The organism is Paraburkholderia sp. (assembly GCF_034668105.1).
In the GTDB taxonomy this organism is placed as follows: Bacteria; Pseudomonadota; Gammaproteobacteria; order Burkholderiales; family Burkholderiaceae; genus Paraburkholderia.
Genome location: NZ_JAXDPY010000715.1, coordinates 1 through 13,426, shown reverse-complemented (window position 1 = coordinate 13,426; position 13,426 = coordinate 1). Strand labels below are relative to the sequence as shown.

12 protein-coding genes and 1 pseudogene are annotated in these 13,426 nt (G+C 63.6%); 6 read left to right on the top strand and 7 right to left on the bottom strand.

Annotated elements, in window-relative coordinates; genetic code table 11:
* The 5 genes from QOC89_RS31545 to QOC89_RS31525 all read right to left on the bottom strand — a co-directional run.
* The coding region (locus QOC89_RS31545) for a DeoR family transcriptional regulator (RefSeq protein ID WP_323048629.1) at positions 1-282 on the bottom strand (282 nt) is incomplete at its 3' end.
* Positions 283-497: 215 nt separating this feature from the next.
* Positions 498-947 (bottom strand): copper chaperone PCu(A)C, encoded by a 450-nt coding sequence (locus QOC89_RS31540; protein WP_323048628.1) that lies wholly within the window; start codon positions 945-947, stop codon positions 498-500.
* 36 nt (positions 948-983) lie between these two features.
* On the bottom strand, positions 984-2,531 hold the full coding sequence (locus tag QOC89_RS31535) for a PepSY domain-containing protein (protein WP_323048627.1): 1,548 nt from the start codon (positions 2,529-2,531) through the stop codon (positions 984-986).
* A 50-nt stretch (positions 2,532-2,581) separates the two neighbouring features.
* Complete coding sequence (locus QOC89_RS31530) at positions 2,582-4,978, bottom strand: TonB-dependent receptor (protein WP_323048626.1); 2,397 nt, start codon at positions 4,976-4,978, stop codon at positions 2,582-2,584.
* Between the two features lie 82 nt (positions 4,979-5,060).
* The gene (locus QOC89_RS31525) at positions 5,061-5,462 is read right to left on the bottom strand and encodes a DUF2946 domain-containing protein (protein WP_323048625.1); all 402 of its coding nucleotides are present in this window, start codon (positions 5,460-5,462) and stop codon (positions 5,061-5,063) included.
* A 433-nt stretch (positions 5,463-5,895) separates the two neighbouring features.
* On the opposite strand from QOC89_RS31525, the gene QOC89_RS31520 reads away from it, so the two are divergent.
* From QOC89_RS31520 to QOC89_RS31500, 5 genes are all read left to right on the top strand, one after another.
* Positions 5,896-6,975 (top strand): sugar ABC transporter substrate-binding protein, encoded by a 1,080-nt coding sequence (locus QOC89_RS31520; protein ID WP_323048624.1) that lies wholly within the window; start codon positions 5,896-5,898, stop codon positions 6,973-6,975.
* On the top strand, positions 6,972-7,973 hold the full coding sequence (locus tag QOC89_RS31515; protein WP_323048623.1) for an ABC transporter permease: 1,002 nt from the start codon (positions 6,972-6,974) through the stop codon (positions 7,971-7,973). The genes QOC89_RS31520 and QOC89_RS31515 overlap by 4 nt, the downstream gene beginning before the upstream one ends.
* Complete coding sequence (locus QOC89_RS31510) at positions 7,973-8,743, top strand: ATP-binding cassette domain-containing protein (RefSeq protein WP_323048622.1); 771 nt, start codon at positions 7,973-7,975, stop codon at positions 8,741-8,743. Before QOC89_RS31515 ends, QOC89_RS31510 begins: the two co-directional genes overlap by 1 nt.
* 113 nt (positions 8,744-8,856) lie before the next feature.
* Positions 8,857-9,405 (top strand): carboxymuconolactone decarboxylase family protein, encoded by a 549-nt coding sequence (locus tag QOC89_RS31505; protein ID WP_323048621.1) that lies wholly within the window; start codon positions 8,857-8,859, stop codon positions 9,403-9,405.
* Between the two features lie 147 nt (positions 9,406-9,552).
* Entirely contained in the window at positions 9,553-10,434 is an 882-nt protein-coding gene (locus QOC89_RS31500; RefSeq protein WP_323048620.1) for a helix-turn-helix transcriptional regulator, read from the top strand.
* 41 nt (positions 10,435-10,475) lie between these two features.
* On the opposite strand, the gene QOC89_RS31495 is transcribed toward QOC89_RS31500, so the two are convergent.
* Positions 10,476-11,138 carry an aldolase gene (locus tag QOC89_RS31495; protein ID WP_323048619.1) on the bottom strand — a complete coding sequence of 221 codons (663 nt, stop codon included), beginning with the start codon at positions 11,136-11,138 and terminating at the stop codon, positions 10,476-10,478.
* Complete coding sequence (otnK, locus tag QOC89_RS31490) at positions 11,135-12,472, bottom strand: 3-oxo-tetronate kinase (protein WP_323048618.1); 1,338 nt, start codon at positions 12,470-12,472, stop codon at positions 11,135-11,137. The genes QOC89_RS31495 and otnK overlap by 4 nt, the downstream gene beginning before the upstream one ends.
* A gap of 210 nt (positions 12,473-12,682) precedes the next feature.
* On the opposite strand from otnK, the pseudogene QOC89_RS31485 reads away from it, so the two are divergent.
* Positions 12,683-13,426, top strand: a pseudogene (locus tag QOC89_RS31485) (homoserine dehydrogenase); the annotation flags it as partial.

Below are 13,426 nucleotides of genomic sequence, written 5' to 3'. Positions count from 1 at the left end.
CTTCGGCCGGACGATGGAGGCCGCGGAAGCGGCGAGACAGGCCTTGCGGTCCACCGCTTCGCGCAGGCGGATCGCCGCACTCTCGCCGGAAGGCGAGATCAGCAGCGCGCCGCCATAGACGCGCTTGCAGTGACCCTGCTCGGCCAGTTCGCGCAAGTGGCGGCGCACCGTGTGTTCGGACGTCTGGAATTCAGCCGCGAGTTCGGACGCGAGGACGCGGCCCTGTGCCCGCAGCCGTTCCAGAATCAGCCGCTCCCGTTCCTCGGGCAGAAGGCCTTCCATTGCATCCTGTCGCGTTCGTTGCATGACTTCACCTCGCCGGATTGCAAAACAAAACGATCATAACCGAGCAAAATGTAGCGTAAACGAGCTGACAGCGCAAGGATTTGGCTGAACAGCGCAAATTAAAGCTTGCGGCGCAGCTTGTCCGCATCACGTTGTTCTCCGCTCGTGCCGGACCGGACCGCCTCACAGTCACTCGGTGGCCGCAGGGGGCATCACTGCGCCATCGTGCCCGCGCTTTTCACCATGCAAGCGGTGGTGACTCTCTCGCCGTTGCTGAACGAGAACGTCAGCGGAATCGTCGTGCCGATCTTGAGCGGCTGCTTCGGGTGCTCCAGCATCACGTGATAGTTGCCCGGTGCAAACACGAGCGAGCCGTGCGCGGGCACCGCCACCTGGTCGACCATCGCCATCGATGAGGTGCTGCCCTGGCTTTGCGTTTGATGCAGCATGGCCATGCCGAACGCGTCGGTGCCCACGCCAACGAGATTGACCGGTTGGTCGCCGCTATTGCTTGCCTTGAAATAGCCGCCCGACGGTAGATCGCCCGGCAACGCGCGAATCCAGCAGTCCGAAACGCTCGCGGTTGCCGCGGCACCCGCGAAGGCCTGCATCGAGGAACCGCACAGCAAGGCGGCGAGTAGAAGGTTGCGTGATGTCGTCATGATGTGTTCCTTGGTTTTGACAGAGGGAATGAACCTTCAGGCAGCTCGCCGCGCGGCGCGACCGACAATCGTGCGATCGGCGAGCCATACCGCGAGCAGCGTGGCGCCCATCAATGGGAAGACGAGGCCGAGCAGAACGAGACCGGTTTTCCAGCCGCGCATCGGCGGCGCGGCGCGCTCGCGCGACGGTGCGCCGAGCGAGCGCCGCGGGCGCCGCTTCCACCACATCACGCAGCCGGTTACGGCCATGGCCGCCAGACCGAGTGAAATCGCGGCGCACAGAATCTGATTGGCGAGGCCGAAATAGCGGCCCATATGTAACGACGTACCGTACGACACGGCCTTCGACACCGCGCCGTAGTCGCCGTAACGGATATCTTTCAGCACCGCGCCGCTGTATTGGTCGATGTACAGCGTGCGCTCGTTTTTCGGGTCGGCCGGAAAGTACGAGACGGTGTAGACGCCGGTGGCGGAGGCCGGCAGCACGATGTCGTAACCGTTCGGGACACCGAGCGATGCGACCAGGCTGACGATGCGTCCGAGTGGCAACGCTTGTGCCGCCTGTGTATCGGCGGATGCCGGCACCCGCGTATTGCCGACGGCCCATGGCGTGAGCGGCAACGGCAGGTCGTCCATCACCATGCCGGGCATCGAGTTCATGCTCGCTGCGTGCGCGCTGTGTTCAGCGTGTTGATCGCGGGTTGCGTGCGCTTGACGTTCGTCGTGCGATGCGCCGACGCCCGGCGCCGATTCCGTCCCGGCGCTTGTGTCCAGCGTGCCCGCATGTTCACCCGTGCGCATGCCCGGCAGCGTGGAGCGCAACGGCAAGCCACCACCCCACGAGCCCGGCGGCGCACCAAGATTGGCGGCGCTCGCGAGCGCCTTGAACTGCTTACCCCATGAACCCGACCACGGCAGACCGCTCAGCACGAACGCGAGCGCGCCGAGCGCGAGCCAGACGCCCATCACGGCGTGAAGGTTCTTCCACAGCGCGCGTCCTTGTAGCGAGAAACGCGGCACGAGCGCCGCGCGTGCCGGGGTTTGCCCGCGCGGCCACCAGAGTGCGACGCCGGTGCCGATCATCACCAGGGTCCAGCATGCAGCCAACTCCATCAGCAACTCGCCGGGTTTGCCGAGCAGCAGCTTGCGGTGAAGCATGCGGTCCACCTGCATGAAGCGGCGCTCGACGCTCAGCGTGCCTAAGACTTCACCGCTGTACGGGTTCAGATAGACGCTCTGCTTTTCGCCGTTGGCGAGACGAAAGATGAACTCGGTGCTGCGATCCGGGGCGTTCGCGATGGGGACGGTCACCGCGCGTGCATTGGCGGGCATCGCCGCGCGGGCTTTCGCGAGCAGTGCATCTTCGGTCAGTCTGGCGGAGGCTTGCGGTTCGACGATCAGGCGATGCGGATAAAGCAGCGGCTCGATTTGCGGCTGGAAGCAATACAGCGTGCCGGTGATCGCAAGCACGACCAGAAACGGCATCACAAAGAGCGCTGCATAAAAGTGCCAGCGCCAGAGCGTTCGGTAGCCGGCGCTCGCCGTGGCTGTTGCCGTGGTCGTGCGTTGAGCGGTAGTGGACATTCAATGCTCCTGAAGCAATGAGTAGGTCGATCGGTTTGCAAACCGCGGCTTCACATGCGCAGCTTCGCTTCGACATAGAACGTGCGGCCCGGATACGGGTGGTAGACGAAGTAACGCGCATCGAACAGGTTGTCCACGCCAATGCCGACTTCACTCAGCTTTGTCGGTTTGAACGTGAACTTCGCGTCCGCGACCGTGTATGAACTGGTGCCGCCGAATACATCGGGATTCGTGTCGCTATTGGTGAGCGTGTTGTATTCGCGGCCGGAGTAGCGCGCGGCGAGCGTAACCGCCGCGCGTTCGTCGATGTGATACGTCGCGGCGAGGTTGGCGCGCCACAGCGGAATCCGATAGAAGTACTTGCCGACAGTCGCCGGGTTCTGCGCGTTCGCGATGATTTTCGACTGCGTGTAGGCCACGCTTGCCAGCAGATCCAGGCCGCGCACGAACACATCCTGTCCCGAGTAGCTCGTTTCGACGCCACGCGAGCGCACCTTGCCGATGTTCTGGAAGTTCGTCACGTTCGGAATCACGGTCGTGTCGGTCTGAGAGAAGATCGTGTTCTTCACGTCGTCCTGAAACAGCGAGAAGCGGAACACGCCGTTCCAGTGCGCCCATTCGGCGGTGAGCTCTTTCGACAGATCGTCTTCGGGCTTCAGGTTCGGATTGTTGTTGATGATCGACGAGCCGTTGATTTGCCCCTGGAACATCTCCCCGACGGTCGGAAAGCGATACGCGCGGCCAATGGAGGCGCGCAAGCTCAGATCGTCGGTGACATCGAACGACAATGAGGCTTTCGGCGAGAAGTGTTGCTGGTTCGCGTCGCTGTACGGAATGGCTGTACCGGGCAGCGACTGCGAACCACCATAGGCTTGCCAGTCTTCATAACGTACGCCGTAGACCAATTTCCAGCGCGGCAGGAAACGCCATGCATCCTGCGCGTACAGCGCCTGGGTCTGGGTCTTGCCGGCGAACGCATTGGCAAACGAGGTGGCCGCGCCGTCACGCCAGTTCAGCGTGTTGTAACTCTCGTTGTCGAGGAAGTAGTTGTCGTAGTGATAGCCGAAGCTCAGCGCGTGGTTCATCCATCCCGCCTGCGGCGTCATGGGGGTGTACGTGGTGCGCAGGTCGAGCGTTTTCCAGCCGGCGCCGTCGCCGAAAATCACCGTGCCGGGACCGTTGCCCGGCGCGCCAGAATTCGCGGTGCGCGCCACGCTATTGCCGACGTCGTAGTACGAAGCGATGGCTTCGCCGTTCCAGCCGGTGGCGTTGCGGGTCTTCAGCGTGAGCCCGTAAAGCCAGTTTTCACTGTGACCGAGACTCGGGGCGAGGGCGGCCGCCGGAATCGTGTACTCGTAGCCGCCGATCGCGACCTTGCCGCTGTACACGGGATTGCCGTTCGCGTCGCGCAGAAAGCTCGACGTCTCGCTGTTGTAGGTCTGGTGCCAGTAGCCGAGTGTGAACGCAGCCTGCAGTGTCGGCGTGAAGTCGTACTGCATCTTCAGCTTGAACTGGTCCTGCACCGTATGTTCGATTCCTTCGCCGTTCACGCCGAGCACCGCGGTCGGCGTATTGGTCTGGTTGTTGTAGAAGTACGCGCCGGTAACCGGCGTGTCACCGGCTTTCGCCGGCGTGCCGGACTTGGCGAGCGTGGCGAATTGCAGCGGCTGGCTCGTGTTCTCCAGGTGGTTCACGCCAAGAAAATACGAGAACTTCCCGAGCCGGTCGCCGATCGACGCGCTCGCTTCGCTGCCGTTGAAATTCTGATTCACACCGAACAGGCTGAAGTGCTGGGTGAAGGCCTTGAGGTCGGCGTCGGCTTCGAATTTCGTCGGCATGCGCGTGCTGATGAGGACCGTGGCGCCCAGGGAATTGCCTGGATAGAGCGCGGAAAACGGTCCGTAGATCACGTCGACCTGCTGGATTTCGTCGGGGAACACCATCGACCAGCGCGGTGGAAACGAGTAGCTGTTGCCGAGCAGATTGCTGAGCAGCAGACCGTCCGCATAGACGAGGCCGCGGGCGCTCTGCGTGTTGCTGGTGCCGCGCACGGCGATGATCGAATTCAGATCGCCGATAAAGCGCTTGCGCACGGCGAGATTCGGCATGTACTTCAACACGTCCTCGGTGTTGACCACGTTCCAGTTGTCGAACTGCTCGCGCGTCACGGTTTCGACCGAGGCCGGCAGGTTAGGGTCGACGGGGTGTGGACTGCTCCCGCCATTGGCATTGGCGATGACGCTGACAGCGGGCAGCGTGGCATCGGCGGGCGCGGTCTCCGCGTGGGCCGGGGCAGCGATGAACGCCGGCGCGAATGCCGGAACCAGCGCGGGCCAATACGCCTGAAAATTCGACAGCGAAGGCCGACCGGTGGCAAAGCGCCGGGCGCGACGGTGGTCGCGACGGCGGGCGCAAAAGGACAGCCTTCGCAGGGCGAAGTTGAACATGAACGTTTCCTCGATGCATTGAACAGGCGATCGCGCGCCCCTCAACGGGTGCGACGAGACGCGCGATCAGGAACAACAGCGATCAGGAAACGGCGGGTGGGTCTCTTGGGCGTCCGGACGGGAACGCGCCAAGCGGTGTGAAGCGGGTGGAGAGGGCGGGCGGCGCGGTGCCGGCCAGCGCGAGTGCGGGCGGCAGTTCGATCGCCGCGACGCCTGGCATGGCGACGTGATGCTGGAGCAGGTGGCAGTAGCCGCATGCGCCGAAGGCGTCGTCGTGGCTGAGATGGACCGGCGCGGGGCTGGCCTGGGTGGACTGGCTGACCAGGCTCTGGCTGGCCGGTTGCAGCGCCGAACAGAGCGCCGCGAAAGGCTCGTGCGCGCGGTTCGATACCAGCATCTGACTCACGACCGGCGCGAACACGACAAGCCACATGGCGATCAGGCCAAGCCATGCGGTCAGGTGGTTGCGGGAGCGTGGAGTCATGGTGGTGAGCGTAAAGACGCCGGCGATTCTAGCATTGCCTCGCGTTTATTTCTCGTGTGATTCCGTTTATAGCGTTGGATGAGCTCCCGTGACTCGCCACGCGAACCCGACGCGAGCCGAATACCTTTGGATTCCTCACTTGACCCATTAAGCCCGCTTTCGAGTCGCGTCAGGCCGCCATTGCATGGCGAAAAAACCGCTAATTGGGATTACAAAAAGCTTCACCGCGCCAGCGGAAATAACGAGTCCGACTCGTTAAGGGTATACATCGATTAGTAGGCAAAGTGCCGTGATATAGCATTTTCGGAGGGTCGTCATGTGTACGCGCGTGCACGCGGGTTTCATGGGGTAGCGATACCCGCCTCCGGGGGCTTTGCCGGTCTGCGCCGTCACGCACAGTGAAGTGTCTAACAACTGAGAGACGGAGACTGAGATGGCGCACAAAGGGGAAGACCAGGACGAAGTGCAGGGCATGCGCCGCGGCTTGCTGCAAGGCGCCGGCCTCGCGGCGGCGCTGGCGCTGATGGGCGGTGTGATCACGCCGGCCCAGGCGGCGGAAGCGGGTTCGTTTCCGGCGCACAAGCGCTGGAAGATCGTATTCGTCAACCATGTCACGACGAATCCGTTTTTCGTTCCCACGCAATACGGCATTCAGGACGCCACCGCTTTACTGGGCATGGACTATCAATGGACCGGCTCGGCCAATGCCGACATCGCCGAAATGGTGAATGCCGTGAATGCCGCGATTGCCGGCAAGGCGGACGCCATCGCGGTACCGATCGTCGACCCCAAGGCGTTCGACAAACCGATCCAGGCCGCGCTCGACGCCGGCATTCCCGTGTTTGCCTATAACGCCGATGCGCCGTCGGGATCGACCAATCCGCGCCTCGCCTATATCGGCCAGGATCTGTACCTGTCCGGCTACCAGATGGGCGAACGCATCGTGAGCCTCGTCGACAGCGGGCTCGTCGCGCTCTTTATCGCCACGCCCGGCCAGCTCAACATCCAGCCGCGGCTCGACGGTGCGGTGGCGGCAATCAAGAAGTCGGGCAAGAAGATCGACGTGCAAACCATCGCGACCGGCGCGACCGTCAACGAAGAACTATCGAAGATCAAATCGTTCTTTCTCGGCCACCAGGATCTCAAGGGCATGTTCGCGGTCGACGCGGGCAGCACCCAGGGCGTGGCGACGGTGATGAAGGAGTCCAACCTGCCCTCCAAAGGCGTGCATGGCGGCGGTTTCGATCTGTTGCCGCGCACGGTCGATCTGATCCATGAAGGTTTTCTCGATTTCACGATCGACCAGCAGCCTTATGTTCAGGGCTTCTATACCGTGCTCGAAGCGTTCATCTTTCTCGCCTCCGGCGGCCTCGTTGGACCGGGCAATATCAACACGGGCCTGAAGTTCGTCACCAAGGACTCGGTCGATCCGTATCTGACCACGTCGACGCGCTATGAAGGCAAGAGCACGAAGGCGCAGATCGTGCCGCGCACGGGTGCGATCAAAGGGTGACGTCTTCCGTGACGGACAGCCAGAAAGCCGCGCAACGCCCGAGGCGCTGGTCAGGCGTGCTCGGGCGTTCCAGCGAGATTCGCATCTTTGCGGTCGCGCTGATCCTCTGCATTTACTTCGAGACGGTCAATCGCGACTTTCTGCTGACCAGCGCGAGTCTGCAGAATCTCTCGCAGTTCATCGCGCCCGTGGCGATCATCGCGTTCGGCGAAATCATGCTGATGATCGGCGGCGAGATCGATCTGTCCGCCGGAATGGTCTTCGCATTTGCGCCCTTCATCATGCATTTCGCCATCGAGGCAGGCTTGCCCGCATGGCTTGCGATGTTGACCGGCGTGATCGCGGCGGGCCTCGTCGGGCTGATCAATGGCGCGGTGACGGTGTATCTGCGCATCCCATCTTTCGTGACGACACTGGGTACCTTGTTCTTCGTCAACGGCCTGACGCTGACGATTTCACGCGGCACCCCGGTTTCGCCGCCGGAGGATTCGGTGTTTGCGGCGTTCATGGGCGGCTGGGGCTACAGCGAGATCATCTGGACGCTCGTCATTGCTGCCGTGATGCACGTATTGCTTCGCCACACCCGCTGGGGCTTGCATACGATCGCGTCGGGCGCGAATCCGCTTGGCGCCAGCGAAGCGGGCATCCAGGTCAGGCGCCTGAAACTCGGTAACTTCATTCTTGCCGCGTTCCTTGCCGGCCTGACCGGGATTCTGGAAGGCTTCCGGATCACCTCGATCGATCCACAAGCGGGCGGCAACCAGATCATGTTTCTTGCGGTCGCCGCCGCGGTGATCGGCGGCACACCGCTGGCGGGCGGGTCCGGCACGATCATTGGCGGCTTGATCGGTGCGGCGGTGCTCGGCATTCTCAACGACGGCTTCACGCTGATCGGCATCAACGCCTTCACCTTCAACATGATTCTCGGCGCGGCGATTCTCGGGGCCATGATCTTCAACATCCACGTGGTGCGTCTCGCGCGCAAGGGAGAGTTGTGATGGCCGAGGTGGGGGAGGCGCTGCGCGGCGAAGATATCGTCAAGCGTTTCGGCGCGGTGACCGCGCTCGACGGCGTGTCGTTGACGCTCAGGCAGGGCGAGATTCTCGGCGTGCTGGGCGACAATGGCGCGGGCAAGTCCACGCTGATCAAGATTCTCACCGGGTTCCATCAGCAGACCAGCGGCACGCTTTTTGTAGGCGGTGAGGAAACGCTGCTTCGCTCCGTCGATCACGCCCGCTCGCTCGGCATTGAATGCGTCTACCAGGATCTGGCGCTGGCCAATTCGCTGAGCATTTATCACAACATGTTCCTGAACCGCGAGATCATCCATCGGGGGCCGTTCCGGTTGTTGAACAATCGCGCGATGCGGACGCGCGCCGCGGAGTGTCTTGAGGAAATCGGCGTGCATGTGCCTTCTGTGGACCTGCCGGTCGAACAGCTTTCCGGCGGGCAGCGGCAGGCGATCGCGGTCGCTCGCGCGGTCAATTCGAACGCGCGGATACTCCTGCTCGACGAACCGCTCGCTGCGATGGGCGCCCGTGAGGCTGGGCTGATCATCGACCTGATCCTTCGGCTCAAGGAGAAAGGAGGATTGTCTATCGTGATGATCATGCACAACTACGCCCAGACGCTCGACATCGCGGATCGTGTGATGCTGATGCAGCGTGGACGGGTGACATATCAGCGCGAGGCCGCCAGCACGTCGGTCGAGGAATTGATGGATATCGTGCGACGCGAATATCGGGCAATGCGGACTGCACCGCGCTGAGCGGCGGTAAAAATCCTATTACATGCGAGGTAATTGGCGAGCCGCACGCTCGCGCCTACTCTTCGGTCATCGCGCAACTCATCCCGAGCGGCGCTGACGATCGAGGACACCTCATGACGACGTTTCACCTTCATACGATTGAATCCGCGCCTGAACAATCCAGGCCGGTGCTTCGGCAACTGCAGCAAACCTTCGGCCTGATTCCCAACATTGCGGGCGCCATGGCCGGATCGCCCGTGTTGATCGACGCCTTCATCGGCCTGTTCCAGAAAGTTCATGCCGGCACTTTCACCGAAGCACAGATACAGACGCTGCTGCTGACAAACGCCGTGACGAACGCATGCTCCTGGGCGGTCGCGTTTCACACAGCGCTGGCCTTAAAAGAAGGCCTTTCACCCGCCGACGTCGACGCGATTCGCAACGGCCGCGCGCCTGAGGATCGCAAGCATGCAGCGCTCTCCACCCTGACGAAAACAGCGATCGAAAAACGCGGGCACCTGGATGACAAGGAGGTCGGCCAGTTTCTCGAAGCCGGGTTCCGTCACGACCAGGTGCTCGAGATGCTCGCGGTGCTGGCCGCCTCGACGATCACGAACTACGCCGGCAACATCACCCGGCCTCCGGTGGAAGCGCCGTTCCAGGCGCATGTGTGGAACGCGTAGCGGTCCGCTGAAACGGGCCTCGCGGCAGCAAGGAGTATGCTGAGCGGCCCGGTTCGATCGACCGGTCGGCGCCGGGTGTCCACGACTTTGCGGGCCACCGGCTACCCGAGCTTATCCATCTGTATTCACCATGCGGACAGGAGACCGATGAATCCTGCGAATCCCGGAAGAAAGACGCCGCCGAATGAACTCGGCGCGTTGTTGCGTCACTGGCGAGACATGCGCGGCGTCAGCCAGTTGGACTTGTCGTTCAACGCGGGTGTCTCGCAGCGGCACATCAGTTTTATCGAAAGCGGACGCAGCGTGCCGAGCCGCCAGATGCTGATGGATATCGCCCAGACGCTCGACATTCCTCTGCGCGAACGCAACACGCTGCTGCTGGCAGCGGGGTACGCGCCGATGTATGCCGACAGCGCGTGGAACGCACAGGAAATGCAGAGCGTCACGAAAGCACTCGGGCGCATGTTGCGTCAGCACGAACCGTTTCCCGCGCTCGTCATGGACCGCTACTGGAACGTGCTGATGACCAACGAATCCGCGCCACGCTTTTTCAACTGCTTCATCGATATGGCGGCGCGCAAGGGGCCGCGCAACATGCTGCATCTGATTTTCGATCCGCACGGGATGCGGCCGTTTGTTGCCGATTGGGAAACGGTGGCGAATAGCCTGATTCAGCGTGTTTACCGGGAGTCGGTTGGCCGCGTGGTCGACGAGCGGACGCGCGAGTTGCTCGACGCGCTGCGTGCTTATCCGGATGTGCGAGCTGACTTGCAATCCGCCGGTCGCACCTCGGAGGGAGCCGCGTCCGCTACGGCGGCCATGCCGGTGATACCCGTCGGCTTCGTCAAGGACGGGCAGGTCCTGAACTACTTTTCAATGGTCGCCACCGTGGGCACGCCGCAATCGGTCGCCGCGCAGGAACTGCGGATCGAATGCATGTTCCCCGCGGACGATGAGACCGAAGCACTGCATCTACAGATGATCGGGCAGGCGGCTGAGCGGTCCGATTCCGGGCGTCACCACGCGTGAATCGAGACCCGGCGCGGCGCTCGCGCGCCGTGCTTCGAGCGTCACCAGCGCGCCTGAAACACGGCCTTCAACTCGTCGATTGCCGCATCGTCCAGGGGCGCCGGCCGTGGCGCCGACATCAACCACAGACGCGCCGTCTCTTCCAGTTCTTCGAGCACATACGAAGCGTGCGAGACCGAGCGCTCCCATGCCACAGGCCCAAGCCGTTCGAGCAGCACGGCGCGCACTTGCGCCGCCAGCGCGGCGATCTGCTCGGCTACCTGAGGATCGCCAGGGCGCCGGTAGCCGATCAGCGGGACGTGGCCCACTTTCATCACGTAGTAAGGCGTGAGCGGCGGCAGCACGTCGGTGTCGCGCCAGACCCCGGCTAGCGTCAACGCCACCAGGTGCGTGGAGTGGGTGTGAACGATGCCTCGCGTGGCGGTATTGTTGGCGTAGATGCCTCGGTGCAGTGCGAGCGTCTTCGAGGGTTGGCCGCCGGACACGGGCTGGCCGCTCAGATCCACCTTGGCGATGCCGGCCGGATCGAGCCGGCCGAGACACGCGTCGGTGGGCGTGATCAGCCAGCCGTCGTCGAGGCGAGCGCTGATGTTGCCCGCGCTGCCAACCGTATAGCCACGCTCGTACAGACTTGCGCCGACCACACAGATTTCTTCTCGCAGACGTGTCTCCGTACTGCTCGCATTGAGCATCGTGCCGGTCATTGGCGGCCTCCGTTCAGTCGCGCGAGGGCTTTGTCGAAGAAGTCGACCGCGCCGAAATTGCCCGACTTCAGGGCGAGGGCGAGCGGCGCTTCGTCCGGATGAGATGGAACGCTCGCCGTGGCCGGCACGCCCGGGTCGATTTGCGCGCCGATGCGCAGCATCCGCACGTCGAGCGCCTGGACCACCGCGCCCGACGTCTCGCCGCCCGCCACCACGAATTTGCGCACGCCCGCTTCGCGCAAGCGCCTTGCGATTGCCGCCAGCGCGTCTTCCACGAGCTGCCCGGCACGCGCGACACCCAGCTCGCGTTGCACGGTCTTCACCTGGTCCGGCGTGGTCGTCGCGTAGATCAGCACGGGTTGGGAATCGCCGGATGTTGCGGGGTTCAGCGCGAAAGCCACCGCCTGATCGACTACCGGCTCCCCGCGTGCGAGCGCGAGCGGATCGATTCTGAAACCGGGGCGCGTGGCCAGCCATGCGGCCACCTGAGCGTTGGTGGCCTTCGAGGCACTGCCGGCCAGCACGACCGACGGGCCCGCGACGGCCGGTAGCGCATCGGCCGCGTGGCTCGCGCGCAATGAACCGGACGCCCGGAAGTTGGCCGGCAAACCCAACGCGACACCGGAGCCGCCGGTAATCAACGCAAGCTCGGCACACGCCGCGCCGAGCGTATGGAGATCGGCGTCGCTCACTGCATCCGCGATCGCGATCCGGGTGCCGTCGGCGCGCATCTGTTCGATGGCGTTGCGCACCGCCTGCGCGCCTTGCGCAATTGTGTCGTAGCGCAACAGGCCGACCTTCGAACGGGTCTGGCGCTGCAACACCCGCACGAGGTTCGCGTCGGTCATCGGCGTAAGCGGATGATTTTCCATGCCCGACTCGCTCAACAGCGCGTCGCCGACGAACAGGTGGCCGCGATACACGGTGCGGTGATTCTCGGGAAACGCGGGGCAGGCGATTGTGAAGTTGTGTGAAGCGGGGGCCGCGTTCGGCGCGGCGCTCAGCATATCGAGCAATGCGTCGGTCACCGGGCCGATATTGCCGGCCTCGGTGGAGTCGAAGGTCGAACAGTATTTGAAGAAGAATTGCCGGCACCCTTGCGCGCGCAACCATGCCAGCGCGGCGAGCGATTGCGCCACGGCGTCGGCGGCGGCGACCGTGCGGGATTTGAGCGCGACGACCAGCGCATCGGCCTCGATGAGCGTGTCGGCAGCCGGCACGCCGATGGTCTGGACGGTTCGCATGCCGCCGCGAACCAGCATGTTCGCGAGATCCGTCGCGCCGGTGAAGTCGTCGGCGATGCAGCCCAGCAACGGGCGAGAGGTCGAAGTCATGGATATCTCCTTTGCCTCGATTGTAGCCATCAATCCTGCTGCGTGTGAATCGGTGTTAAATAATTTGACTCAGATGGTAAATCTCGTTAAGGTGGCCGCTGCCGGGGAGTGGCAGCTTCGATGCTCCCTGTCTGCCTATTCAGCGCCGGGCGAAGCGCCGCGATACGGTCGCGGCGCGCACCGGCGCGCAGTCATTGCAGGGGACTTGAAATGAACTACGAGTTGCTGTTTCGCGCCGGCGCCCACGCCGCCATGCGTGCCGGAAACGGCGCCTCGGCCCCGGGAACGCCGGAGGTTCGCTACGCGCTGACCGGCGCGAAAGGCGGCTTCGCTCGCACGCTGCTCGCGCAAACGCGTCTGATGCCGCGGCTCGCGCCGACGCTGCTGTGCGATCTGGACATCGCGGGCCTGCGCGCGCTGTGCGAGGAACTCGGTTACCCGGCGGCGGATCTGGTCGAATGCATCACGCCGGACGAGGTCGCCGCGCTGCCGCGGAACGCCATCGGGCTGATCGCGGACGTCGCGTTGCTCGACCCGGCGCGCTACAACATTCTCGTGGAAGCGACCGGCAATCCGTCGATCGGCTATCGCTGCGCACGCCGCGCGTTGCAGCACAAACGTCACGTGGCGATGGTCAGCAAGGAAGTGGACGCGGTGGCCGGCATCTCGCTCGCGCAACTCGCGGCGCGAGCAGGCGTGGTCTACACGACCGCCGACGGCGACCAGCCGTCGAACCTGATCGGTTGGGTGAGCTGGGCGCGCACGCTGGGTCTCGAGGTCGTCGCGGCCGGCAAATCGAGCGAATACGATCTGATTTTCGATCCCGCTACCAACAGCGTGACGCAACTGGACGAAACCTTTGCCGCACCGGAACTCGCCGGGCTGATGAAACTCGGCGACGACGTGCGCGCCACGCTCGCCGCACGCCGCGCGGCATTGAACGGCCGCAAGACC

Coding starts and splice junctions, on each gene's coding strand:
- QOC89_RS31520 (WP_323048624.1), top strand. CDS start 5,896: ATGGCGCACAAAGGGGAAGACCAGGACGAAGTGCAGGGCATGCGCCGC.
- otnK (WP_323048618.1), bottom strand. CDS start 12,472: ATGACTTCGACCTCTCGCCCGTTGCTGGGCTGCATCGCCGACGACTTC.
- QOC89_RS31530 (WP_323048626.1), bottom strand. CDS start 4,978: ATGTTCAACTTCGCCCTGCGAAGGCTGTCCTTTTGCGCCCGCCGTCGC.
- QOC89_RS31495 (WP_323048619.1), bottom strand. CDS start 11,138: ATGACCGGCACGATGCTCAATGCGAGCAGTACGGAGACACGTCTGCGA.
- QOC89_RS31525 (WP_323048625.1), bottom strand. CDS start 5,462: ATGACTCCACGCTCCCGCAACCACCTGACCGCATGGCTTGGCCTGATC.
- QOC89_RS31510 (WP_323048622.1), top strand. CDS start 7,973: ATGGCCGAGGTGGGGGAGGCGCTGCGCGGCGAAGATATCGTCAAGCGT.
- QOC89_RS31540 (WP_323048628.1), bottom strand. CDS start 947: ATGACGACATCACGCAACCTTCTACTCGCCGCCTTGCTGTGCGGTTCC.
- QOC89_RS31505 (WP_323048621.1), top strand. CDS start 8,857: ATGACGACGTTTCACCTTCATACGATTGAATCCGCGCCTGAACAATCC.
- QOC89_RS31500 (WP_323048620.1), top strand. CDS start 9,553: ATGAATCCTGCGAATCCCGGAAGAAAGACGCCGCCGAATGAACTCGGC.
- QOC89_RS31535 (WP_323048627.1), bottom strand. CDS start 2,531: ATGTCCACTACCGCTCAACGCACGACCACGGCAACAGCCACGGCGAGC.